At 64.5% G+C, this 24285-nt stretch carries 22 protein-coding genes and 2 tRNA genes; 15 read left to right on the top strand and 9 right to left on the bottom strand.

Going from position 1 to position 24285, the window contains the following annotated elements; genetic code table 11:
* Positions 1–161: 161 nt before the first annotated feature.
* Both ACP7EY_RS08030 and ACP7EY_RS08025 read right to left on the bottom strand, forming a co-directional pair.
* Positions 162–238, bottom strand: a tRNA-Asp gene (locus ACP7EY_RS08030).
* Positions 239–277: 39 nt separating this feature from the next.
* A tRNA-Val gene (locus ACP7EY_RS08025) sits at positions 278–353 on the bottom strand.
* A gap of 319 nt (positions 354–672) precedes the next feature.
* Here ACP7EY_RS08025 and ACP7EY_RS08020 point away from each other — a divergent pair.
* Positions 673–2895, top strand: coding sequence for a TonB-dependent receptor (locus tag ACP7EY_RS08020; RefSeq protein WP_426192221.1), 2223 nt, complete (start codon positions 673–675; stop codon positions 2893–2895).
* Between the two features lie 49 nt (positions 2896–2944).
* Here the strand turns inward: ACP7EY_RS08020 and ACP7EY_RS08015 are convergent, their stop codons facing one another.
* Entirely contained in the window at positions 2945–3541 is a 597-nt protein-coding gene (locus ACP7EY_RS08015; RefSeq protein WP_426192219.1) for a transposase, read from the bottom strand.
* 192 nt (positions 3542–3733) lie between these two features.
* Between ACP7EY_RS08015 and dinB the strand changes: the two genes are divergently transcribed.
* Both dinB and ACP7EY_RS08005 read left to right on the top strand, forming a co-directional pair.
* On the top strand, positions 3734–4786 hold the full coding sequence (gene dinB / locus ACP7EY_RS08010; RefSeq protein ID WP_426192548.1) for a DNA polymerase IV: 1053 nt from the start codon (positions 3734–3736) through the stop codon (positions 4784–4786).
* A gap of 95 nt (positions 4787–4881) precedes the next feature.
* Positions 4882–5778 (top strand): recombination-associated protein RdgC, encoded by an 897-nt coding sequence (locus tag ACP7EY_RS08005; protein ID WP_426192217.1) that lies wholly within the window; start codon positions 4882–4884, stop codon positions 5776–5778.
* Between the two features lie 19 nt (positions 5779–5797).
* Here the strand turns inward: ACP7EY_RS08005 and ACP7EY_RS08000 are convergent, their stop codons facing one another.
* Positions 5798–6283, bottom strand: coding sequence for an asparaginase domain-containing protein (locus ACP7EY_RS08000; protein ID WP_426192546.1), 486 nt, complete (start codon positions 6281–6283; stop codon positions 5798–5800).
* 152 nt (positions 6284–6435) lie between these two features.
* Here ACP7EY_RS08000 and ACP7EY_RS07995 point away from each other — a divergent pair, with 152 nt between their 5' ends.
* Positions 6436–7203 (top strand): L-asparaginase, encoded by a 768-nt coding sequence (locus ACP7EY_RS07995; protein ID WP_426192215.1) that lies wholly within the window; start codon positions 6436–6438, stop codon positions 7201–7203.
* A gap of 7 nt (positions 7204–7210) precedes the next feature.
* Here ACP7EY_RS07995 and ACP7EY_RS07990 read toward each other — a convergent pair whose 3' ends face one another.
* Together ACP7EY_RS07990 and ACP7EY_RS07985 are read right to left on the bottom strand one after the other, a co-directional pair.
* Positions 7211–8236 carry a proline iminopeptidase-family hydrolase gene (locus ACP7EY_RS07990; protein WP_426192213.1) on the bottom strand — a complete coding sequence of 342 codons (1026 nt, stop codon included), beginning with the start codon at positions 8234–8236 and terminating at the stop codon, positions 7211–7213.
* Between the two features lie 97 nt (positions 8237–8333).
* Entirely contained in the window at positions 8334–9323 is a 990-nt protein-coding gene (locus ACP7EY_RS07985) for a D-2-hydroxyacid dehydrogenase family protein (protein ID WP_426192211.1), read from the bottom strand.
* Between the two features lie 262 nt (positions 9324–9585).
* Here ACP7EY_RS07985 and ACP7EY_RS07980 point away from each other — a divergent pair, with 262 nt between their 5' ends.
* Positions 9586–11439 (top strand): phosphoenolpyruvate carboxykinase (GTP), encoded by a 1854-nt coding sequence (locus tag ACP7EY_RS07980; RefSeq protein ID WP_426192209.1) that lies wholly within the window; start codon positions 9586–9588, stop codon positions 11437–11439.
* 117 nt (positions 11440–11556) lie between these two features.
* Here ACP7EY_RS07980 and uvrA read toward each other — a convergent pair whose 3' ends face one another.
* Positions 11557–14403 carry an excinuclease ABC subunit UvrA gene (gene uvrA / locus ACP7EY_RS07975; protein WP_426192207.1) on the bottom strand — a complete coding sequence of 949 codons (2847 nt, stop codon included), beginning with the start codon at positions 14401–14403 and terminating at the stop codon, positions 11557–11559.
* 447 nt (positions 14404–14850) lie between these two features.
* On the opposite strand from uvrA, the gene ssb reads away from it, so the two are divergent.
* The 3 genes from ssb to ACP7EY_RS07960 all read left to right on the top strand — a co-directional run bounded on the left by ssb (position 14851) and on the right by ACP7EY_RS07960 (position 16623).
* Positions 14851–15351 (top strand): single-stranded DNA-binding protein, encoded by a 501-nt coding sequence (gene ssb / locus ACP7EY_RS07970; protein WP_426192205.1) that lies wholly within the window; start codon positions 14851–14853, stop codon positions 15349–15351.
* Positions 15352–15489: 138 nt separating this feature from the next.
* A complete protein-coding gene (locus tag ACP7EY_RS07965) occupies positions 15490–15762 on the top strand; it encodes a DUF3526 domain-containing protein (RefSeq protein WP_426192203.1) in 273 nt (90 codons plus the stop codon).
* A 33-nt stretch (positions 15763–15795) separates the two neighbouring features.
* Positions 15796–16623 carry a hypothetical protein gene (locus ACP7EY_RS07960; protein ID WP_426192201.1) on the top strand — a complete coding sequence of 276 codons (828 nt, stop codon included), beginning with the start codon at positions 15796–15798 and terminating at the stop codon, positions 16621–16623.
* 23 nt (positions 16624–16646) lie between these two features.
* On the opposite strand, the gene ACP7EY_RS07955 is transcribed toward ACP7EY_RS07960, so the two are convergent.
* On the bottom strand, positions 16647–17093 hold the full coding sequence (locus ACP7EY_RS07955; RefSeq protein WP_426192199.1) for a Fur family transcriptional regulator: 447 nt from the start codon (positions 17091–17093) through the stop codon (positions 16647–16649).
* An 81-nt stretch (positions 17094–17174) separates the two neighbouring features.
* On the opposite strand from ACP7EY_RS07955, the gene ACP7EY_RS07950 reads away from it, so the two are divergent.
* The 6 genes from ACP7EY_RS07950 to nudC all read left to right on the top strand — a co-directional run bounded on the left by ACP7EY_RS07950 (position 17175) and on the right by nudC (position 22635).
* Entirely contained in the window at positions 17175–18386 is a 1212-nt protein-coding gene (locus ACP7EY_RS07950; protein ID WP_426192197.1) for a hypothetical protein, read from the top strand.
* An 86-nt stretch (positions 18387–18472) separates the two neighbouring features.
* Complete coding sequence (locus ACP7EY_RS07945; RefSeq protein WP_426192195.1) at positions 18473–19405, top strand: cupin-like domain-containing protein; 933 nt, start codon at positions 18473–18475, stop codon at positions 19403–19405.
* A 96-nt stretch (positions 19406–19501) separates the two neighbouring features.
* Positions 19502–19981: a hypothetical protein gene (locus tag ACP7EY_RS07940; protein WP_426192193.1), complete on the top strand. Its 480-nt coding sequence runs from the start codon at positions 19502–19504 to the stop codon at positions 19979–19981.
* Entirely contained in the window at positions 19978–20904 is a 927-nt protein-coding gene (locus tag ACP7EY_RS07935; protein WP_426192192.1) for a DUF2145 domain-containing protein, read from the top strand. Before ACP7EY_RS07940 ends, ACP7EY_RS07935 begins: the two co-directional genes overlap by 4 nt.
* A gap of 74 nt (positions 20905–20978) precedes the next feature.
* Positions 20979–21716, top strand: coding sequence for a hypothetical protein (locus ACP7EY_RS07930; RefSeq protein WP_426192190.1), 738 nt, complete (start codon positions 20979–20981; stop codon positions 21714–21716).
* A gap of 97 nt (positions 21717–21813) precedes the next feature.
* A complete protein-coding gene (gene nudC / locus ACP7EY_RS07925) occupies positions 21814–22635 on the top strand; it encodes an NAD(+) diphosphatase (protein WP_426192188.1) in 822 nt (273 codons plus the stop codon).
* Here the strand turns inward: nudC and ACP7EY_RS07920 are convergent.
* Complete coding sequence (locus ACP7EY_RS07920; protein WP_426192186.1) at positions 22614–23504, bottom strand: hypothetical protein; 891 nt, start codon at positions 23502–23504, stop codon at positions 22614–22616. The two genes, nudC and ACP7EY_RS07920, sit on opposite strands and share 22 nt — an antisense overlap.
* A gap of 173 nt (positions 23505–23677) precedes the next feature.
* Between ACP7EY_RS07920 and folE the strand changes: the two genes are divergently transcribed.
* Positions 23678–24244 (top strand): GTP cyclohydrolase I FolE, encoded by a 567-nt coding sequence (gene folE, locus ACP7EY_RS07915; protein ID WP_426192184.1) that lies wholly within the window; start codon positions 23678–23680, stop codon positions 24242–24244.
* Positions 24245–24285: the final 41 nt, after the last annotated feature.

Below are 24285 nucleotides of genomic sequence, written 5' to 3'. Positions count from 1 at the left end.
CGGAGCGGACGGGACTCGCCTACATGCTGTAGGCTGCCGATTCGCTTGTAAGCGAATCGCTTCGAGTCCCAAGCCGGACTTCCCGCAGGGGAAGTCCTCTGACCACGATAATCTTCCGCACAAAGAAAAAGCCCCGACAAGCGGGGCTTTTTCTTTGATGCTGGCGGAGCGGACGGGACTCGAACCCGCGACCTCCGACGTGACAGGCCGGCATTCTAACCAACTGAACTACCACTCCGTATTACTTGATCTAGCCTGCGGATCATGATGCAGTCCTTGGTGGGCGCTGAGAGGCTCGAACTCCCGACCTAAGCCTTGTAAGGGCTCCGCTCTACCAACTGAGCTAAGCGCCCGCACACTTCATTTCAACTGCATCCGACGTTTGTCACCACGTCTGAAGAGGCCCGAATCATATCCAAAGAATTCGTGACGCGCAAGGATTTTTTTAAAATGGGGACAAAGGCCGGGTGTAAAGATCGGGCAATTTTGTTGTAGTGGACATACGTCGGCGAAACTGAGGCTTGCTTCTATTGCACACAATGAAAGAAAATGCCCGCTTGCTGTTGGGAAGGCGCGTGAAAGACATCCTCAGGATGCGGAACGCCCGGGCATGGTGGGGACAGACGTTGTAATTCTGATGCAGGCACATTCACCTTATTCCAGGAAATCCACATGATCAAGCTGTCCAAGATGCACCAGCGCGTGCTGCGCGCCCACGGCGCCGCGCTGGCGATTGCCACGCTGCTGCCAGCCGGTGCCGCGTTCGCGCAATCCACCACCGCCGCCCCCGAGTTGCAATCGGTGACCGTCACGGCGCAGCGCCGTACGGAAAACATCAAGGAAGTACCGGTCTCCGTGACCGCCCTCAAGGGCGAGCGCCTCGACACCATCGTCTCGGGCGGCGAAGACATCCGCGTGCTGGCCGCCAAGGTGCCCAGCCTGAACGTCGAATCGTCCAACGGCCGTACCTTCCCCCGCTTTTATATCCGCGGCTACGGCAATACCGACTTCAATACCTTCGCCTCGCAACCGGTCTCGTTGATCTACGACGATGTCGTCCAGGAAAACCCGATCCTGAAGGGCTACCCGATTTTCGACGTCGCCAGCGTCGAAGTGCTGCGCGGCCCCCAAGGCACCCTGTTCGGCCGCAATACCCCGGCCGGCGTCGTCAAGCTGGAATCGGAAAAGCCGAACAGCAAGAAGGTCGAGGGCTACTACAACGCCAGCGTCGCGTCGCACAAAACCATCAATGTTGACGGCGCCGTCAACGTGCCGCTGTCGCCGGAATGGGCCATGCGCTTCTCGGCCCTGCGCCAGCACCGCGACAACTACGTCAACAATTACGCGGACACGGCCTTCACCACCAAGACCGGTGAACTCGACGGCTACAACGAGCACGCCGAACGCCTGCAGTTCCTGTACACGCCCTCGAGCACCTTCAACGCCCTGTTCAACGTGCACCAGCGTATGACCACCGGCAGCGCGCGCCTGTTCCGCGCCAACCTGATCACCAAGGGCAGCAACGACATCGCCGCCGGCCTCGATCTGGACAAGATCGTCTCGAACGCGCAAAACTTCCAGAACCTCAAGACCAGCGGCGCCAACGTGCGCCTGTCGTGGGACCTGGGCGCCGTCAAGCTGTACTCGGTGACGGGCTTCGAACAGGTCAACCGCTACCTCAGCCGCGGCGATATCGACGGCGGCACCCCTGCCGGCCCCGGCTTCATCCCCTTCCAGGTCGAAACCGCTGGCGGCATCACCGGCGTCAAGCAATACACCCAGGAACTGCGCATCGAGTCGAAAGACGCCGGCCCGCTCAACTACCAGGCCGGCCTGTACTACTTCAACGAAGATGCCAACGGCTACAGCGACAACTTCAACAGCACCACCGGCGCCCAGACCTCGCACCTGGCCAGCCACCAGAAGAACACCGCCTGGGCCGCCTTCGGTTCGGTCAACTACGCGCTGTCGGAGCTGTGGACCGTGCGTGGCGGCTTGCGCTACACCAATGACGAAAAAGACTTCAATACGGTCTCGGCCGTCAACGTCGTGCAGATCGGCCCATCGTCGGTCAACGAGAGCAAGCACAAGGTCAACTGGGACCTGAGCACGAGCTACAAATTGAACAAGGACGTCAACGTCTACGCCCGCGCCGCCACGGGCTTCCGCGCCCCGAGTATCGCCGCCGCCTCGGCATCGGTGCCCATCACCGTGGCCGACGCCGAAACCATCACCTCGTTCGAAGCGGGCATCAAGGCCGATCTGTTCGAGCGTCGTGGCCGCGTTGCCTTGAGCGTGTATGACTTCGAGGTGAAAAACCAGCAGCTGACCGTGGTCGGTGGCAATTCGAACGTCAACCGCCTGATCAACGCCGCCAAGACCACCGGTCGCGGCGCCGAAGTCGATTTCGAAGCGTTTATTACCAGCGACTTCAAGGTCACCGCCGGCGGCAGCTACAACTTCACCGAGATCAAGGACGCGTCCCTGTCGGTGAACAAGTGCGCCCAGTGCACCATCACCGATCCGATCAACGCCGCCGGCCGCGTCGTCATCGATGGCAACCCGCTGCCGCAAGCACCGAAGTTGACCTTGAACGCCTCGGCGCGCTACCAGTGGAACCTGGCCGACGGCCAGCTCTACACCCTGGTCGACGTGTCGCACCGCAGCAAGGTCAACTTCTTCCTGTACGAAGCGGTGGAATTTACCGGCAAGGCACTGACCGAAACGGGCCTGCGCGTCGGTTACATCTTCAGCAACGGCAAGTATGAAGTGGCTGCCTTCGGCCGCAACATCGGCGACACCCGCCGTGTCACCGGCGGCATCGATTTCAATAACCTGACGGGCTTTACCAATGAGCCGCGGGTGGTTGGTGTGCAGTTCAAGGGCAACTTCTAACAGTTTGCCGCTTCTCCCCAGAAAGCCACGGTTTGCACCGTGGCTTTTTTTATTTTTCGGCGGCAGCAACCGTTAGCGCCGGGGTGCTGGCACGGCTGCCGCAGCCATCGGCGACGAAGCGGCGGTAGGCCGCCACCGCGTCCGCGTGGGTCGCAGCGAATCGCCCCAGGATCGACTCCGTTGCAAGCCAGGGCGGCGCAAGGGCTGGATCGCAGGTCATCGCATAGCTGCTCCACGGCCATCCACCGGGGGTTGCCACCAAACCCGCCCGCACGGGCTCAAGCACGACATGGCGCGCCAGTTCCAGCACCTGCGCGGGGTCGTGCAGGCACTGCCCCTGCAAGCGCACCTGCCAGCGCTGACCGGGCGAACGATGGCGTGCGTTGAAGCGCTGCGAGTACACCTTGTTCAGCTCGTGTATGCCCCCGCGCCAGGACGCTGCCAACGGCGCCGCCACCAGCTGGTAGTGATTGCCCATTTGACAGAAGGCGTAGACGCGCCACCGGTGTCGCAGGCAGACATGGGCGAGCACGCCCAGCCAGTTGCGGCGATCGGTGTCGTCGTGAAAAATCGCTGCGCGACGATCGCCGTGACAGCCAATCAGATAAACGGTCGCTGCAAGGTCGCCAAGGGCGTTGATGGACATGCTGGGATCCGATGCGAAAACGTGAGGTGGCAAGGTGTGGGGCAAGCAGTGCGCCGCTTGCCGTCGTCCTGGTTGGATCGCGCGCCGCCTGCCCAGTTCATTCGACGCTTTGCCTTGCCGCAAAGGCCGCTCTGATATACTGTATGCATTTACAGTGGTTTATTTCCCAGCGTGAACGCCCCGGCCCGAAAAATCATCCATTGCGATTGCGACTGCTTTTACGCTTCCGTCGAGATGCGCGACAACCCCGCCTTGCGCGAGGTCCCGCTGGCCGTCGGTGGGCGGGCCGATCAGCGCGGGGTCGTCGCCACCTGCAACTATGAGGCGCGCCGCTACGGCATTCACTCGGCGATGGCCACCGCCCAGGCCCTCAAGCTGTGCCCGGCGCTGGTGGTGGTGCGGCCGAACATGGAAAAATACCGGGTCGCCTCGCGCCAGATCCTGGCCATTTACGGCCACTACACGGATCTGGTCGAACCGCTGTCGCTTGACGAGGCCTACCTGGACGTGTCCGGCTCGCCCCATTGCAAGGGCAGCGCCACCCTGATCGCCCAGGAAATCCGCCAGCGCATCGTCGACACCGTCGGCATCACCGCCTCGGCCGGGGTGGGGCCGAATAAATTCGTGGCGAAAATCGCCAGCGACTGGAACAAGCCCGACGGCCTGTTCCTGGTGCGGCCCGACCAGGTCGACGCCTTCGTCGCTGCCTTGCCCGTCAAGAAGCTGCACGGCGTCGGCAAGGTGACGGCGGCCAAATTGCACGGCCTGGGCGTGCAAACCTGCGCCGACCTGCGCGGCTGCAGCATGCAGGAGCTGCAACACCATTTCGGCAGCTTTGGCGGGCGCCTGCACGATCTGTGCCGTGGCATCGACGAGCGCGAGGTGTCGAGCGAGCGCGAACGCAAATCGGTCAGTTGCGAAGAAACCTACACGGTCGACCTGCCCGATCTGCCCGCCTGTCAGCAGGCCCTGCCGGCATTGTTCGACAGTTTATTGGGTCGCATCGCGCGGGCCGACGCGGGCCGCCATATTCACAAGTTGTTTGCCAAGATCAAGTTCAGCGATTTTCAGCAAACCACCGTGGAATGCCTGGGCACCACGCCCGACATCGTCCAGTTCGCCCACCTGCTGGAAACCGGTTTTCTGCGAAAAAACCGGCCCGTGCGCCTGCTCGGTGTGGGCGTGCGCCTGGGCGAAGAAGCCAGCCGGGAGCAACTGTCGCTGTTCGCGGGCATAAATGTTTGATCTCTTTCACCGCGCCATTTGCCGCCCCATCGAGCGTGTAGAATGGCGTTCCTCCTGTCGTAACGTCACCATCCTGAATCAACCGGACATCAATTATGTGGTTTAAGAATCTCCAGATTTACCGCCTGCCAGCCCCGTGGAATTTCACCCCGGAACAACTCGAAAAAGCCCTCGAACCGGGCAGTTTTGTGCCCGCCACCAGCAATGAATTGCTGCGCCAGGGCTGGGATTCGCCGCGCGGCAATGGTCAGCTGGTGCATACCGTCAACAAGCAAATGCTGATCCAGCTGGGCACGGAAAAGAAACTGCTGCCCAGTTCCGTCATCAACCAGGTCGCCAAGGCCAAGGCCGCCGAGCTGGAAGAAGCGCAGGGCTTTGCGCCGGGCAAGAAGGCCATGAAAGAACTGAAAGAACGCGTGGCCGACGAACTGCTGCCGCGCGCTTTCAGTATCCGCAGCAATGTGTTTACCTGGATCGATCCCGTCAACGGCTGGCTGGTGGTCGATGCCGCCAGCCCGGCCAAGGCCGACGACGTCATCAAGCTGTTGTTGAAGGCGATCGACAAGATGCCGCTGGAAAGCCTGCGCGTGCAGCGCTCGCCCGTCGCCGTCATGACGGCCTGGCTGGAAACGGATGAAGCGCCAGTGGGCTTCACCATCGACCAGGACACGGAATTGCGCGCCACCGGCGAGAGCAAGGCCGCCGTGCGCTACGTCAAGCACGCGCTCGAAGCGGACGATATCCGCCGCCACATCGCCGCCGGCAAGCAGTGCACGCGCCTGGCCATGACCTGGGACGACAAGGTCTCGTTCGTGTTGACCGAATCGCTGGCCATCAAGGGCATCAAAGCGCTCGACGTAATCACCGAGAAAGATACCTCGACCCGCAACGACGAAGAGCGTTTCGATAACGATATGATGCTGATGACGGGTGAATTGGCGAAGATGATGGCCGATATCGTCGAAGCACTGGGCGGCGAAGCGAAGGCGTAAGCGCGCCGCGGCGTGGCCCCTACAAGGGCTGAAACACCCCGGCTGCGCGGTTCTTGGTGACATTGTCCCAAGCAAACACCTGGCCGTTCATGCCCACGTAGACGCCGGCCGGCAAGGTTTGCGCCACGCCGGCGGCAAAGCCCAAGTTGAACAGGGCGTCCGAATTGGCGATCTCGTAGGGGATCATGGCGCCCGTGAGCACGATGGTCTTGCCCAGCGCGGCCGCGCCCAGCACGGCGGCCGTCTCCTTCATGGTGTCGGTGCCGTGCACGATCACGATGGCGCTTTGCGGCGCCGCCTGGCAGGCCGCCAGCACGCGCTGGCGGTCGGCGTCCTGCATGTCGAGCGAATCGAGCAGGGGCAATTGCTCGAGGACGGCTTCGATGGTCATGCGGCTGCGCGCCAGCGCGGCCGGCAGGTGGCTGTCGGCAAAGCCCAGGGTGCCCGTCAGTTCGTCGTAATGTTTGTCGAAGGTGCCGCCGGTGGCGATGATGCGCAAGCTCATGATATGGTTGAAGTCCCGTGAAATAACAGGCGTCATGATAGCGCCTGGCAAGGCCCCTGTCGAAAAAGCGCAAAGCGCTTGAATCTGACAGCGACTGCGCTAGAATCTTCGTCAGCGTTCCCCCACTGCTGCCCAACACCCTCACACGACTGATGAAAACGCTTGCTCCCGGCACCGTCATTTTCCATCGCCACCGCGGTTATGGGGTGATCGTCCACGTCAACCTGCTCACGGGCTGGATCAGCGCCCGCTTCGGCAGCGAGCAGCGCACGCTCGACCTGAACCTGTCCACCGACGACGTCCAGCACGCCGACGGCGAAGCGATCCTGTTCCGCCGCGCCCCGCCCGACCGCATGCCCCACGCGCGCCTGATGGCGATGGTGGCGGCGCTGCACGAGGCCGGTTATCAAAAACTGTATTTGTACTCCTGGCCCAAGCCGTCCGGCCTGCACTGGCGCTGGCATTTGTTTACGGGCAAGCGCGACTGGATGCAGCGGCCCTGGCGCGAAGGCTGGTATGGCTCGGGCGCCGACTACAACGTCAATCCCGTGATGGGATGGGGCGATTCGCCGGGCGCCAGCACGGACGAACTGATCACGGCGCTGGCCAGGTTCGATCCGCAGGGGCTGGCCCAGGCGCTGGGCCGCGACGAGGACCACACGGCCTGGTTCAAGGATGTCTGCGCGCAGTTGCTGCCCAGCTATATGTACAGCCTGGACATGGAAAAGGCCACCGCCGACGGCTTGAAGGACGTGCCGCCCGTGCCCGTGATCGGCGTGCGCGCAGGGTTGCCGCCGTATGCGGGCGCGCCGATTGCCTGGCCGCCCGGCTGGGCCGGCCTGTGGACGCGCGCCCACGTGATGCCGGCGCCGCGCACCATCGTGCTCGCGCCCGGTGTCGACCTGACGGCGGAAAAGTAGGGCCGCTTCAGAACTTGCCGCTATCGACATCCTTCAAAAAGCGGATCAGCCCCGTGAAATACACCTGCTGGTCGTCGTACATGGCCAGGTGGCCGCCTTCCGGACACAGCAGGTAGCGGCCCCGCTTGAGGCGCGCCGCCACCATCTTCATGTGGGCCGGCTCCATGGTGTCGTGGGCGCCGGCGATGACCAGGGTGGGCACGCTAATTTTCGGCAAGTCGGCCACCCGGTCCCAGTGCTCGAGCTTGGAATCGTGCGAGCCCATCTCGCTGGGGCCCTGCAGCGGCACGTACACCTTCGGATTGATCTTGGCGAACGACCGCGTGACCGGTTCCGGCCACTGCGCTTGCGGCTTGCGCAGGATGTGGCTTTCGTAATACGGGCCCAGCAGTTCCATGTAGCGGGGATCGCTGGTCTGCTGGTCCTTTTCCATCTGCAGGATCGTCGCCAGGGCCTTCTGGTCCATCGCCGGCATCAGCACCTTGTCGGCGTAGGCGTTGTAGGCGGGAATGCTCATCATCATGTTCGAGATGATCATCCCTTTCAGGTTCTTGCCGTACTTGAGCGCGTACTCGGCGGCCAGGATGCCGCCCCACGAGTGACCGAGTACATAAAAATTGCTGCTGTTTAAACCCAGCGCGATTCTGACCTGCTCGACTTCCTCGACGAAGCGGGGCAGTTCCCACAGCGCCGGCTGGTCGGGCTGGTCGCTGTAGCTGGAACCGAGCTGATCGTAATAGTAGTACTCGATGCTGGCGCCGGGAAAATAACTGTCGAAGGCCTCGAAGTACTCGTGGGTGGCGCCGGGGCCGCCGTGCAGCAGCAGCACCTTGATGGTGGGATTGTTGCCGACGCGCTTGGTCCAGACCTTGAAGGTGCCGCTGGGCGTGGTGATGGGTATCATCCGCACGCCGCCCGCGAGCACGTCGCTGCGGCCCTTGTTGTTGAAATAATTGCTGCCCTGGTCGGCCTGGCCCGCTGGCGAGACCAGTCCCATCAGTATTGCCGTGCACAGCGCGACGAAACGTTTCATGTTTTTCCCGGTGAATGTGGTGATCAGGCAGCCATGTGGAACATGGCACAACTGCAAGATCGCCGTTTCACGGGGCGCTGTCAAGGCCTGGCAGTGTTCAAATCGTCAAGGCGGCCGGATTGAGGATATTGCTGGGCGTGCCCGCGGCAAACTGCTGCACATTGCGCAAGGCCGCCTCGAAATACAGGGCATAGCTGTCTTGCTCGACATAACCGAGGTGGGGCGTGGCCAGCACCGTGGGCATGCGCAGCAGGGGCGCATCCGGCGCCAGCGGCTCGCTGGCAAACACGTCGATGGCGGCCTGACCGGGCCGGCCCTGGCGCAAGGCCGTCTCCAGCGCGTCCGTTTCCACCAGTTCGGCCCGGCTGGTATTGACGAACAGCGCCGACGGTTTCATGCGCGCCAGGTCCTCGCCCGTGACGATGGCGCGGGTGGCCTCGACCAACCGCAGGTGCACTGTCAGCACGTCTGCCTCGGCAAACAGGGCCGCCTTCGACGGCGCCACCTGGTACCCGTCGGCGGCCGCCGCCGCCAGGCTGTCGGGCCGCCCCCACACCAGCACGCGCATGCCGAAGGCCTTGCCGTAGCCGGCGATGAGCTTGCCAATCTTGCCGTAACCCCAGATCGCCAGCGTGCGTCCCCTGAGCACCACGCCCAGCGTGTTGAGCGCCGGATTGATCGAGGCGGTCTGCCACAGGCCGTCTTTCAGGTTATTGGCATATGGCACGATCTTGCGGCTGGCCGCCATGATCAGCGCCCACGTCAGTTCGGCCGGCGCCACGGGCGAGCCGACCCCCTCGGCGATGGCGATGCCGGCCGCGGTCGCCGCCGCCACGTCGATGTGGCCAGCCACCTTGCCCGTCTGCGAAATCAGTTTCAGGTTCGGCAGTTTTTCCAGCAGGGCCCGCGGCAGCGCCGTGCGCTCGCGGATCAGCACCAGCGCATCGAACGGCGCCAGCCGGATCGCCAGCTGGCCGATGCCGCGGGTGCTGTTGGTGAACACTTTGACCTCGTGCCCGTCGAGCAAATTAAAGCACGCCAGGTGACGCACCGCATCCTGGTAGTCGTCGAGAACAGCTATTTTCATATGCATTGCCACAATGGTAAGAAAACTTCGTAGGGAAATAACAGGGTTCACGCCCGGGTGAAATAGCCTACTACATCAGTCAACTATTATTACTACATTTTTGTCGGTTTGACGATTTTTGCACCGTTTTGGGGGGTACAATCGCCCGCATCCGGACGCGCTGCCCCGCCTTTTGCAGCCCGTCGCAGGGGCGCGGCCGGCATCGATGGCAGCGCCCCGCGCGAGCGCGTCGACCAGCATTCTTTATTGCACTGGAGGTAAAATGAACCAACCTGTCCTGCAAGGCGTCGCCGCCTTGAACGTTCCAGCTTATATCAAACACCAGGCTCTCATCAATTGGGTGGCCGAAATCGCCGCGCTGACCAAGCCCGACAGCATCTACTGGTGCGATGGCTCCGACGAGGAATACGACCGCCTGTGTGCCGAGATGGTCGCGTCCGGCACCATGAAAAAGCTCAATCCCGCCAAGCGGCCGAACTCCTTTCTGGCCCTGTCCGATCCGTCCGACGTGGCCCGCGTGGAAGACCGCACCTATATTTGCAGCGCAACGAAAGAGCAGGCCGGTCCCACCAACAACTGGATCGCTCCGGCCGCCATGCGCGAGACCTTGCACGGCCTGTTCGACGGCTGCATGCGCGGGCGCACCATGTACGTGGTGCCGTTCTCGATGGGGCCGCTCGGTTCGCCCATTGCCCACATCGGCGTCGAGCTGTCCGACACGCCGTATGTCGCCGTCAACATGCGCATCATGACGCGCATGGGCAAGGCGGTCTACGACGTGCTGGGCAGCGACGGCGCCTTCGTGCCAGCCGTGCACAGTGTCGGCGCGCCGCTGGCGGACGGCCAGCAGGACGTCGCCTGGCCGTGCAACGCCACCAAGTACATCGTGCACTTTCCGGAAAGCCGCGAGATCTGGTCGTATGGCTCCGGTTACGGCGGCAACGCCTTGCTGGGCAAAAAATGCTTCGCCCTGCGCATCGCCTCCAACATGGGCAAGCAGGAAGCCGAAGCGGGCGGCAGCGGCTGGCTGGCCGAGCACATGCTCATCCTGGGCGTCGAGTCGCCCGAAGGCAAGAAGCACTATGTGGCCGCCGCCTTCCCCTCCGCCTGCGGCAAGACCAATTTCGCCATGATGATTCCGCCAGCCGCCTTCGCAGGCTGGAAAGTGACGACCATCGGTGACGACATCGCCTGGATCAAGCCGGGTGCCGACGGCCGCCTGTACGCCATCAACCCGGAAGCGGGCTATTTCGGCGTGGCCCCCGGCACCAACGAGCAGACCAACGCCAATTGCATGGCGTCGATGAAGGACAACACGATTTTTACCAATGTCGCCCTGACCGACGACGGCGACGTCTGGTGGGAAGGTTTGACGAAGGAGGCGCCCGCCCACCTGATCGACTGGCAGGGCCAGGACTGGACCCCCGCCTCCGGCACCAAGGCGGCGCACCCGAATTCGCGCTTCACGGTGGCGGCCACGCAAAACCCCGTGCTCGACCCGTCGTGGGACGACCCGGCCGGCGTGCCCCTGTCCGCCTTTATTTTCGGCGGACGCCGCTCCACCACGGTGCCGCTGGTGACCGAGGCGCGCAACTGGATCGAAGGGGTGTACATGGCCGCCACGATGGGCTCGGAAACGACCGCCGCCGCCGCCGCCAAGGTGGGCGTGGTGCGCCGCGATCCCTTCGCCATGCTGCCTTTCATCGGCTACAACATGAGCGACTACTTCCAGCACTGGCTGGACCTGGGCGCGAAAAACCCGGACACGATGCCCGCTATCTTCTGCGTCAACTGGTTCCGCACCGACGACGCGGGACGCTTTGTCTGGCCCGGCTTCGGCGACAATATGCGCGTGCTCAAGTGGATGCTGGACCGGATCGAAGGCAAGGCCGGCGGCGTCGAGCACCTGTTCGGCATCACGCCCACGTTCGAGGACATGAACTGGGACGGCCTGGCGTTTACCCGCGAGCAGTTCGAGAACATCACCTCGATCGATGCGGCCGCCTGGCAGGAGGAAGTCAAGCTGCACGACGAGTTGTTCGACAAGCTGGCGTACCACCTGCCGCAGGAGCTGATCGAGACGAGAAAAACGCTGCAAAGGCGCATGGCGTCATAAGGGAAGGGCGCATGGCAGCGCGGGGTGCCTGCGCCACGCAGGACCAGACGCAGCATGAAAAAAGCCGGGCGCTGTGCGTCCCGGCTTTTTTTTATGGTGCGTCGCTGGCCCTGATGCTTACTGCAGCAGCGGCGCCAGGTACTTGCCCGTCACGCTCTCCGGATTGACCGCCACCTGCTCCGGCGTGCCGAAGGCGACGATGCGACCGCCGCCGGCGCCGCCTTCCGGCCCCAGGTCGACAATCCAGTCGGCTGTCTTGATGACGTCGAGATTGTGCTCGATGACCACCAGCGTGTTGCCCTGGTCGCGCAGGCGGTGCATCACTTTTAACAGCAGGTCGATGTCCTTGAAGTGCAGGCCGGTGGTGGGCTCGTCGAGAATGTACAGGGTGCGCCCCGTGTCGCGCTTGGACAATTCGAGCGACAGCTTGACGCGCTGCGCCTCGCCGCCCGACAGCGTCGTCGCGCTTTGCCCCAGCTTGATGTAGCCGAGGCCCACGTCGAGCAGGGTCGCCAGCTTGCGGGCGATCACCGGCACGGGCTTGAAGAACTCGTGGGCATCTTCCACCGTCAGGTCGAGCACTTCGGTGATGCTCTTGCCCTTGTACTGCACCTCGAGCGTTTCGCGGTTGTAGCGCTTGCCGTGGCAGACGTCGCACGGCACGTACACGTCGGGCAGGAAGTGCATTTCCACCTTGATCACGCCATCGCCCTGGCAGGCTTCGCAGCGGCCGCCCTTGACGTTGAAGGAAAAACGCCCGGCGCTGTAACCGCGCTCCTTGGCCGACGGCACGGTGGCGAACAGGTCGCGGATGGGTGTGAACAAGCCCGTGTAGGTGGCCGGATTGGAGCGCGGCGTGCGGCCGATGGGCGCCTGGTCGACCGAAATGACCTTGTCGAAGTGCTCGAGGCCGCTAATCGCATCGTGCGGCGCCGGTTCCGTCTGCGAGCCGTACAAGTGGCGCGACAGCGCCGGATACAGGGTGTCGTTGACCAGGGTCGATTTGCCGGAGCCGGACACCCCCGTCACGCAGGTCATCAGGCCGACCGGCAGGTTCAGCGACACCTTTTTCAGGTTGTTGCCCGTCGCATTCGTGATCACCAGCTGGCGGTTCGGATCGGCGATGTGGCGTTGCTTCGGCACCTCGATTTTCAGCGTGCCATTGAGATACTTCGCCGTCAGCGACTTCTTGTTTTTGAGGATCTGCGCCAGCGTCCCCTCGGCGATGACTTCGCCGCCGTGCACGCCGGCGCCCGGGCCCATGTCGACGATGTAATCGGCGGTGCGGATGGCGTCTTCGTCGTGCTCGACGACGAGCACGCTGTTGCCGATGTCGCGCAGGTGCTTGAGCGTTTCGATCAGGCGGTCGTTGTCGCGCTGGTGCAGGCCGATCGACGGTTCATCGAGCACGTACATCACGCCCGTCAGGCCGGAGCCGATTTGCGAGGCCAGGCGGATGCGCTGGGCTTCGCCGCCCGACAGGGTATCGGCGCTGCGGTCGAGCGAGAGGTAATCGAGCCCCACGTTATTGAGAAACTTCAGGCGCGAGATGATTTCTTTGACGACGCGGTCGGCGATCTCTTTTTTCGCCCCTTTCAAGGTCAGCTTCTCGAAATAATCGAGGCAGGCGCGCAGCGGCTTGTTGGCGATCTCGTAGATGGCACGCTGCTGCTTGCCGGTGCCCAGCTTGACGTAGCGCGCTTCCACCCGCAGGCGGGCGCCGTCGCAGGCGGGGCACTGCTTCTCGTTGATGAACTTGGCCAGTTCCTCTTTGACGGCCATCGAATCGGTTTCCCGGTAGCGCCGCTGCAAATTGGTGACCACGCCCTCGAAGGTATGCTCGCGCACCACCGTGCGGCCTCGCTCGTTGACGTAGGTGAACGGGATGCTGGTCTTGCCGGAGCCATTGAGCACGGCCAGGCGCGCCGCTTCTGGCAGCTTCTCGAACGGCATGTCGATGTCGAATTCGTAGAACGCCGCCAGGTTCGACAGCATCTGGTAATAGAACTGGTTGCGCCGGTCCCAGCCCTTGATGGCGCCCGAGGCCAGCGACAGGTTGGGAAAGGCGACGATCCGCTTGGGATCGAAAAACTCGATATGGCCGAGGCCATCGCATTCGGGGCAGGCGCCCATCGGGTTATTGAACGAGAACAGGCGCGGTTCGAGTTCCTGCAGCGAATAGCCGCACTCGTTGCAGGCGAATTTGTTCGAAAACATGTGGCTGGCGCCGCTGTCCATTTCCAGCGCCATGGCGCGGCCATCGGCCAGCCGCAGGGCCGTCTCGAAACTCTCGGCCAGGCGCTGCTTGATGTCGCCCGTCACCTTGATGCGGTCGATCACCACGTCGATCGTGTGCTTCTCGGTTTTCTTCAGCTTCGGCATGTCGTCGATTTCGTACACGCGGCCCTCGGCCGTGCCGCTCTGGATGCGAAAGCGCACGAAGCCCTGCGCCTGCATCGAGGCGAACAGGTCGACGTGCTCGCCCTTGCGGTTGGCCACCACGGGCGCCAGGATCATCAGCTTGGTGCCTTCCGCCATTTCCAGCACGGCGTCGACCATCTGCGAGACGGTTTGCGCCGCCAGCGGATGTTCCGGGTGATTCGGGCAATACGGCGTGCCCACGCGCGCGTACAGCAGGCGCAGGTAATCGTGGATCTCGGTGACGGTGCCGACGGTCGAACGGGGATTGTGCGAGGTCGCTTTCTGCTCGATCGAAATGGCCGGCGACAGCCCCTCGATCAGGTCGACGTCGGGCTTTTCCATCAGTTGCAGGAACTGGCGCGCATACGCCGACAGCGATTCGACGTAGCGACGCTGCCCTTCCGCGTACAGGGTGTCGAAGGCCAGCGAGGATTTGCCCGAGCCGGACAGGCCGGTAATGACAATGAGCTTGTTGCGTGGCAGGTCGAGGTTAATGTTCTTCAGGTTGTGCGTGCGCGCACCACGAATACGAATTTCATCCATTTAAACGGGCTGGCTTTCAGGTAAAGGTGCGAGGCCGGCGCTCGACGTCTGACGCGACAGGCGGGCCAAAAAGAGAACGTATCACTATAGCGGTTTTTGTTGCGCGGCGTCATACCACCGACGCCGCCGAGGCCGCATGCCCCTGGCGTGGCCATGGGGACGGGCGCAACAGGGACAGCCTTGCCAGATGGGCGGAATTTGCAGATTTCCAATGGCAAAGCAGCTACAAAAGTAAAATAAATGACGGGTTTTTTTGTGCTCGCCCGTGCGTGCGCGCAAAGCCGAAGGGGCGCCCGCGAATCGCCGCCCGGTACAGGGGGGCGATGGCAATTTGACCATCGCGCACGATATGGCACACGATATAATAGCCACTGCCTTCGGGCGCCCACTCCCTGACGTTCGGACACATGCAGTGTCAGGGTTCACAAAAATCCATTGGAGTACCACATGGCCTCAGTCAACAAAGTCATCATCGTCGGCAATCTCGGCCGCGACCCGGAAATTCGCTACATGCCCAGCGGCGACGCCATCGCCAACATCGCCGTGGCCACCAGCTACAAGTCGAAAGACAAGAACACGGGCGAGCAAAAAGAGCTGACCGAATGGCACCGCATCTCGTTTTTCGGCCGCCTGGCCGAAATCGTCGGCCAGTACCTGAAAAAAGGCTCGTCGGTCTATGTCGAAGGCCGCCTGCAAACCCGTAAATACACGGACAAGGACGGCGTCGAAAAATACGCGACCGACATCGTCGCCGAGAACATGCAAATGCTGGGCGGCCGTCAAGGCATGGGCGGCGACAGCGGCATGGACGACGGCAGCGGCTACGACAGCGCCCCGCCAAGCCGTCCGCAAGCGCAGCAGCGCCAGGCGCCACCGGCCCCGGCCGCCCGCCCGCAGCCAAAACCGGCGCCGAATTTTTCGGACATGGACGACGATATCCCGTTCTAGACCGTAACAAGTTTAGGAATGTAAACAACACAAAGCCTCACCTTAATTGGTGCGGCTTTTTTATTATTATAATATTTCCAAAAGTTATCTCTGCTTCCTATAGTGTTCACCTATGGAAAGGGCAGCCTCTAAAACCAAGTGCAACACCCTTCGCTGAGCGACCTCGAGGCGCAACTGGCCTACCAGGACCGCATCGCCGCTTTTCATGAGACGGTGCGCAATTTCCATTATCCTTATATCTTTGGCGACCGCCCGCTCAGCGCCGCCGACGCCGCGCGCACGCCCCGCTTCGTACCGGCGAGCGCCGCCGGATCGTCGGTGCTGCCCGCGCTCGCCGTGCAGTGCCTGTCCGGCGCGCTGATGCTGGGGCTGGCCGCGCTGCTGCTGCGGCGCCGCCGCGACGGGCCTTGACGGCCGGGGTTTGCAAACGCAATAGGGAGCGGCATGGAAACACAACTGTTGCCGGTATCGGGGCTGGCGCTGATGCTGGTGCTGGGCTTGCGCCACGGGCTCGATCCGGACCACATCGCCATGATCGACAACATGGTGTACCGCACGCTCGACGCGCGGCCCGCCTCGCGCGTGGCGCCCTGGGCCGGCACCCTGTTCGCCCTGGGGCACGGCCTGACCGTCACCGCCATCGCCGTGCTGGTGGGAGAATTCACGGCCGGCATCAGCGTGCCTGCGGCGCTACGCCTGGTCATCGAGTGGCTGCCGGCGCTGCTGCTGATCGCGGTGGGCACGCTCAATGTGGTTGAGTTGCTCAATGGACAACGCAATGGCCAAAGCTACCAGCCGCGCGGCTGGAAACGCCAGCTGCTGCCGGCGCGCCTGCGCAACAGTTCGCACCCGCTGGCGATGGTCGGCACCGGCATCGTGTTCGCGCTGGTGTTCGAGACGGCCACCCAGGCCGTGTTCTGGGCCTACGCCACGGCTGCCGGCGGCGGCAGCGCGATGGCGCTGCTGGCTGGCCTGGTATTTACGGCTGGCATGGCCATCTCCGACACCGTCGACAGCCGCTTGATGGTGCGCCTGCTGCGCCAGGCCAGCGCCCGCGCCGGCGCGCTGCGTTATCGGCGCGCGGTCGGCTGGGTGGTGGTGGCCTTGTCGTACACCACGGCCCTGTACGCCATCGTCACGCGCGAGCACGGTGCGCTGGCGGCGAACCAGCTGGTGCTCACCAGCAGCGGCATCGCCCTCGTCGCGGGAGCGCTGCTGGGCTACCTGTGCCTGGCGCGCAAGCCTGCCGCTGCCGGCCGCGAGGCGCCGTGAGGGTGTCGCCTGAGGCTATTTTTCTATTGCTTGCCGCACAGGGGGCAGATTCCCTTGATCAGGAAATCGACTTCGTGTTTGGTGAAGCCGGCCGGCATCTTGGGCCGGCGCGGTACCGGCACATCGGTGAAACAGGTGACCGACTCGCAGCTGGTGCACTGAAAATGGGCGTGATCGTGGCCGGCATGGCCCGTTTGCCCCTTGGCGCTGAAACGCCAGACCTGGTCGGCGCCGAGGATGCGGTGCGCCAGCGCATTCTCGGTCAGCCATTCGAGCACCCGGTACAGGGTGACGGCGTCGAGCGCCTCGCCGGGCAGTTGCTGGTGAATTTGATGGTGGGTCAGGGGCGCTGGCTGTGTCAGCAAAAACGCCAGCGCACGGGTGCGCGGCCGCGTCAGGCGCGCGCCCGTATCGCGGATTAAAGTCTCAGCCTGCAATTCGATCGCAGGAGGCAGTTCGGTCGGTGTCATGTGGCCATATTTTCTCATGCGAGGGCCCGCCAAAATGCGCTACAGTCGCGCTAGAGAAATCACCAGACAAAGGGCATCCTTATGAAAAACATCATGCTGCTGGTCGCGGCCCTGGGCGTCCTGCCCGCTGGTTCCGCTTACGCCGATGGCGGCGTGCAGTTCGGCGTCACCTCGTTCAACGGCGCCTGGGCCGGCAGCGCCAGCGACTATCAATTGCACCACCAGGTGTGCACCGCCGTGTCGTGGTGCAACACGCGGCCCCAGCGCCGCCCCGGCGAAACGGTGGCGACGCCGGACAGCGTCAAGCTGGCGCAGCAATGCGAAGCCGATACCCGGGCGGCGACGGCGCGCCTGGCCCCCGGCGGCCTGATCGCGCCATGCTCGGCGTACTCGCGCCCCGGCACGGCGCCCGTCGAGACGGCGGCCGATTACCAGCGCAAGCTCGACGCCATGCGCAAGACCATCGGCGACCTGATCGCCACCGACGATGTCAAGGTGCTGGCGTTCCAGGAAATCCGCTCGGTCGCCGTGATCGAGGACATGCTGGGCAAGCATGCGGCGCGCTTTGCCACCTGCGTGGCGGCCCATGACGAGTTCCAGACGGTCGGCTTCGCCTGGGATCGCAGCCTGAGCAGCATGCCCGGCGTGTGCACCACCCATGCCGCCCTGGCCGTCAAGGAAGACCCGGCCGACCCCGCCTCGCACGCGGTACGCCCCGGCCTGGCCCTGCAGCTGCAGATTGCCGGCAAGCCGCTGACGTTCATGAACGTCCACCTCAAGGCCAGTTGCGCCAACCTGGTGTCCAGCGGACGCTATCCAGGCCGCAAGCTCAGCGACCCGGACCCGGCCTGCCGGGTGCTCAACCGCCAGGTGCCGATCCTGGAACAGTGGATCAAGACGGTGGCGCGCGCCAGCCCCGACTTCGTGCTGCTGGGCGACTTCAACCGCCGCATCGACGAGGAACTGCAGGCCAATGTGCCGGCCAACGAGGTGCGCACCGACCACAGCCTGCCGGCCTCGGACAACCTGCCCGACGCCGCCGGTTACGTGCGCACCAGCTATCTGTGGCAAGAAATCGCCGATGGCACGCCGGCGCTGCACCAGGTGCCGCTCAAGCAGCTCGATGCGGCGTGCAAGGGATTTACCGGGCTCGATCACATCGTCATGAGCGGCACCCTGCTGGCCCGGCAGAAGCAGGCGCCCACCTCGGTCAAGACCCCCGTGTTCACGTTCGAGCAGCAACGCATCGAAACGAGCGACCATTGCCCGCGCACCATGGTGCTGTCGCTTTAAGCTCTCGCCGCGCGGGCCGGCCCGTTTGCCTTATCATCGCGTTCTTGCGGCGCCGACGGTGCGGCCGCCTGAACCTGAAAGCAGTGATGGCAACGAACCACCTTCCCGAGCAAGAAGCGCCCGCCAGCCGCCTGCCGCCCCGGCAAGCGGTGCCGGCGACGCCCGCGCAGGCGCTGGCCGAGCAGCAGGCCCGCGCGCAGAAAGATGCGGCCATCCGCGCCGTCTCGTCGATCGACGCCATGCGCGAGGCCATCAAGCTGGCCGCCCGCTCGTTGCCGTCCATCACTGCGATTGAACGCCTGCAGCGGCTCGACGGGGCGGCCTTTCGCGCGCGCGCCGCGCAGGGCCTGCCTTTTATTATTACCGGCATCGTCGGGCGCTGGCCCTTGACGAGCCTGGCCCCGGCCGTGCTGCGCGAGCAATTTGCCGGCCTGCCCGTGCGGGCGCGGGTGGGCGACTACATCAACACCGCTTTCGCCGCCGACCGCGCCATGCAGGACATGTCGATGGGCGAGTATCTCGACCTGGTCGAGGCCGACGCGCCCGGCCTGCCGCCCTACCTGGGCAACCTGGCCTTGCGCGAACTGAACCGCCTGTGCCACTGGCCGGCGTATTTTGACAAGATGGGGCCGCCCCGGTTCTGGATCGGCCCGGCGCGCACCGTCACGCCCCTGCACTGCGATTTCGACGACAACATCTTTGCGCAGATCTGGGGCACCAAGCGCATCGTGCTGGCGCCGCCCCATCACGACGCCTTCCTGTACGTGCGCGAAGCCAATTCGCTGCTGTTCGGCTCGCCCGTCGATCCGGAAGCGCCCGATTTCGCGCAGTTTCCGCTGGCCCGCCAGGCCACGTTCATCGAGTGCATTGTCGAACCGGGCGACATGCTCTACGTGCCGGCCGGCTGGTATCACCAGGTGCGCGCGCTGAGCTTTTCCCTGTCGTCGAACCGCTGGGCGCGCGCGCTGCCGCTGGCCCTGACGGGCGAGGCGGCGCTGCGGCCGGGCGCCACTTTGTAACACCCCCGCTCGGCGGTCGCCACCGGCGGTGCGCCCTGCTATATTAGGCGGCATATTTTTTATGCTCTCGTCCGTTTCACCCCCTCAGGAGTTTTCATGACCTCGACTATCCGCCTGCGCGCTGCCCTGCTCACTGCCGTTTTCGCCGCCGCCGCCAGCGCGCCGCTGGCCCATGCCGACAGCGTCGCCTCGTCCGCCTCGAGCGCCGGCTCGGCCTCGAGCGGCAGCGTGTCCGATTCGCTGCAAGGATCGAGCAACAGTTCGACCAACAACAACAACAACCGCCGCGCCGATGGCACCTACCAGATCCTGGAAGTGACGCCCACCCCGGGTCGCGCCAACAGCGCCCGCCTGGCCATGCAACTGGGTGACGATGCGACCCGCCGCATCGTGCTCGACTTGCCGCAAACCATCGTCGAGCGCCAGGCCCTCGCCGGCGGCGCCCTGGTGCACGTGCAAAACCGCGCGTATGGCCTCGAATTCGCCCAGGGCGAGGGTGCCCGGCGCCAGGCTTTTTTCCTGGTGCTGGCCGACGAGGTCTATAACGAACTGGCCGCCCGCAAGGTCACTCTGTGAGGTGGCGGCGGCCGCTGGCGCTGGTGACGCTGCTGGCCAGCGGCGCCGCCAGTGCCCAGTCCGGCTCGCCCGCCTTCTGTGACCGCCTGCAGCCGCTCAGCGCGGACCAGCAGGACAAATTGTTGCGCTTTGCCGCCATCGTGCGCGCCGAGCTGGGCGGCGAGGCTGCGCCATCGGAGGGCGCCACGGACGGCGGCGTGCTGGTCAGCCGCTCCGGCCTGGACCTATCCCGTTTCAACATTCGCTATTCGCATACGGGGGTGGCGTGGCGCGCGGCCACCGGCGCCTGGTCGGCGCGCCAGCTGTATTACGCCTGCGACGAAGGGCGCCCCCGCATCTTCGATCAGGGCATGGCCGGTTTCGCCATGGGCATCGACAATCCCGCGCTCGGCTACGTGTCGATCGTGCGCCTGCCGCCCGCAGCGGCGGCCACCCTGCACGCGGCCACCCTCGACAGCGCGCGCGCCCTGCGCCTGCTGGCCAGTACCTACAGCGCCACCGCCTACCCGTTCAGCCTGCGCTACCAGAACTGCAACCAGTGGATTGCCGAGCTGATGGCGGCCGCCTGGGGCGACCTGGCCGACGGCGACGATTTACGGGAACGCGCGCAAGCCTGGCTGGCGGCGGCGCCGTACGCGCCCGCGCCCGTGCTGGTGCCCTCGCGCTACCTGATGTGGATCGCGCCGCTGGTGCCCTTCGTGCACCTGGACGACCACCCGCCGGCGGCGCGGCGTGCCCGGCAACTGGCGATCAGCCTGCCTGCCACGCTGGAAAGCTTCGCCCGTGCCCGCTGGCCCGACAGCGAGCGCATCGAGCTGTGCCACAACAGCCGCCAGGTGGTGGTGCACCGGGGCTGGACCCCGATCGCCGACGGCTGCGTGGCCGCCGACGGCGACCGCGTGATCGCGCTCGACGATACCTGAGCGGAGACTGGGTGGGCGTGGATGCCGCGTTCGCTTATAATTCGAGCAATATTTTTTCCGGAGCGTAGCCCATCATGAAACACCGCCTGTTGATTGCTGTTGCTGCGCTGTGCGCCGCCTTGTTGCTGGCCTGCGGCGGCGGCAACGGCGTGCCATTGACCAATTTTCCCGATTTGACGGCCACCGAAGGCGACGCCCCCCTGACCCTGACGGCGCCCACCTCGAAAAGCCCGGCCCCGTTCAGCTACAGCAGCAGCAATCCCCTGGTGGCCACCGTCGCCGGCAATGTCGTCACCTTCGTCAAGTCGGGCACCTCGAGCATCACCGCCAGCCAGCCGGAGCTCGGTAGCTACAATCCCACCAGCACCAGCGCGCTGCTCACCGTCAAGGTGCGCGTGTGCACGGCGCCGCAAGTGAACCAGGCGGGTAGCTGCGTCACGGCGCCTGCCTGCACGGCGCCGGCCACGCTGGTGGGCAACGTCTGCGTGGCCCCCGCCACCGCTGGCAGCGTCGTCGGCCGCGGCGTGCTGGCCTTCATGCCCGTCACCCGCATCGACAGCTGGACCAATGCCAACGCCTTCTGCAGCACCAGCACCATCAGCGGGCTGACCGGCTGGCGCCTGCCGCTGCAGGCCGAGTTGACGGAACTGGCGGCAGCGGGCGTGCTGGCAGGCCAGGGTTGGACGCTGGGCGCCACGTGGACGGGCTCGAGCGCGCTGGCCAATGCCCACAACACCGTCAACCTGGCCAGCGGCGCCGTGGTCGTGGGCGAAGCCGACAGCAACGGCGCCTACGTCAGCTGCGTGCGCTAAACGGCGCGAGCAGGCGGGCGGCGGCCATTCGCCGGGGGCGCTGCGGCGCGCATGGAAAGCCGGTATCATTGCCGCTCGCCACTTAAAATTTGCCACCATGCTCCAGACTCCAGCCACCTTCACGCCCTTGATGGCGCCGCGCGTCGATGCCGATGCGCTGACCTTTATTTTTCACGGCAACCAGGTGCTGGTGCGCGACGCCGACCTGGCGCTGCCGGACGCCGCCGCGCTGGCCCAGCTTGAACTGGGCCCCCACCAGCTGGTGCCGGTCGGCCTGCTGGGCGAACGCTATGTCCAGGCCGGCTGGGTCGAACGCGACACGGTGCCGGCCGGTGGCTATGGCTGGCGCGGCCTGCGTTCGCTGTTCGGCGAGCTGGACGACGACATCCTCGGCCTGGCCGGGCGCGCCGCGCAACTGGCCGAATGGGCCCGCACGCACCGCTTCTGCGGCGCGTGCAGCAACCCGATGGCACTGGCCACGGGCGAGCGCTGCTTCAAGTGCAGCCGCTGCGGCAACATGGCGTACCCGCGCATCTCGCCGGCCATGATGGTGCTGATCCGCAAGGGCGATGCCTTCCTGATGGCCAGCCACACCCGGGCCGCCACCACCCGCTACGTGCCGCTGGCCGGCTTCCTGGAAGCGGGCGAGTCGATCGAGGAAGCGGTGCACCGCGAGGTGTTCGAGGAAGTGGGCCTGACGGTCACCAATCTGCAATATTTTGCCAGCCAGTCGTGGCCGTTTCCCCATTCCCTGATGATCGCCTTCACCGCCGATTACGCGGGCGGCGAGATCCGCGTCGATGCCGATGAAATCGCCGAGGCGCGCTGGTTCGGCCCCAACGATGTGTGGCCGGAAAAAGTTCCCCACGTGTCAATCTCGAGCATCCTGGTCGACACCTACCGGCCGCCCTCGGCGTAGTCATTCCAGGTGCGCCGGACCCCGCGCGGCCCGCTCAGCGGGCGCTGCTCGTCCGGCTTGGCGCCCGTGCCGCGCAGCTGCATGATTTTCTGCAAGGTGGAAAACCAGAACGGCGCGCCGAACAGGCTGCTCGAGGTGGTGATGAGCCAGCCCGCCACCTGCAGCAGGAAGCTGCCGTCGAAGGCGGGCGGGAAGGTCTGCCAGCCAATCGGCAAGCTGAACATTAAATCGATGGTGGCGCGGTCGGCCGCCGTCGGCACCGCCGCGATCTGCGCCGCCAGCGCCGGGTGTTGCCACAGGACCTTGAACAAATGGATGCTGTCGATATTGAACAGCACCGTCAGCAGCAGCGACAGCAGCACGCTCACCAGCATCGAGCGGCGTTTGTATTCCCCCGACACGCGCGCCATGGCACTGTCGAACCAGGCGGCGACGCCATCCTCGAACTCGGTGAAGTTGCCGTTGGCGCGCAAATAAATGCCTTGCAGGGCGCGCCGCAACTGGGGATCGCGCAGGGTGTCGATGTCCTGGCCGAGCTTGTCGATATTGCCCGGTACCCGCCCGATCGTATCGATCAGGGCGATGGCGAAGTGCAAGGGCTCGATATACGAGGGCTTGTGCTTGAGGGCGTCCTGCTGGCCCGCTTGGCCGTCGTCGTGCGGGTTGATCAGGGCGTGGCTGTAGAGCGCCCGCGCCATGCCGTTAAAGCGCGGGTCGTTGAGCATGGTCTTGATGCCGTCGAGCAGGGTGTGGGCGCGCAGGTGCAGCGCCGACGCCAGCGCCTCCTGGACGGTGCTGACGATCAGGGCCAGGCTGGCGTAGCAAAAGCTGAGGCCGATCGCAACTTCCAGAACTGAACTATTCAACATGGGTCGCTCCCCCGTCGGCGTGGATGTCTTCACGCTAGCGCAGGCGCCGCATGGCCGGGTTCGGTTTGCGCAAACTTGCAGCGCGGCCACGACCAGACGGCCGAGGGGGGCGGCCAAGGGAAGTGTGAAATTTCTATATACTGTAGGCAAATCGAATTTTTGAAGGTATTCCGATGTCCGACCATGATGATTTTTCCGAACACGACTGGCGCCGCCTGTTACTGAGCCTGGGTGAAAATCCGGACCGTCCTGGCCTGGTCGAAACGCCGGCGCGCGTGGCCAAGGCGTGGAAACACTGGACGTCCGGCTACGGCCAGGACCCGGTGACGCTGTTGAAAGCGTTCGAGGATGGCGCCGAGGAATACAACGAGTTGATTGTCGTGCGCAACATCCCTGTCTACAGCCATTGCGAGCACCACCTGGCGCCGTTCTTCGGCAAGGCCACGATCGGTTATCTGCCAAAAGGCAAGATTGTCGGCCTGTCCAAGCTGACCCGCCTGGTCGACTGCTTCTCCAAGCGCCTGCAGGTACAGGAGCGCATGACGATCCAGATCGCCAATGCCTTGATGGAGGTACTCGAGCCGAAAGCGGTCGGTGTGGTCATCAAGTGCCGCCACCTGTGCATGGAAAGCCGCGGCATCCGCACCCCGGGCGAGGAAACCATCACCTCGGCCATGCTGGGCGCCTTGCAGCGCAACCTGGGACTGCGCACCGAGTTCCTGGCGCTGGCCAAGGACTGATCGCGCTGGCCCTGGCGGCCAGCAGGCGCGCACTTTTGTTT

The organism is Massilia sp. DWR3-1-1 (assembly GCF_049898325.1).
Taxonomy (GTDB): Bacteria; Pseudomonadota; Gammaproteobacteria; order Burkholderiales; family Burkholderiaceae_D; genus JAFCUW01.
Note: the sequence above shows the minus strand (reverse complement) of the source record. Positions and strands in the feature narration are given on the sequence as shown.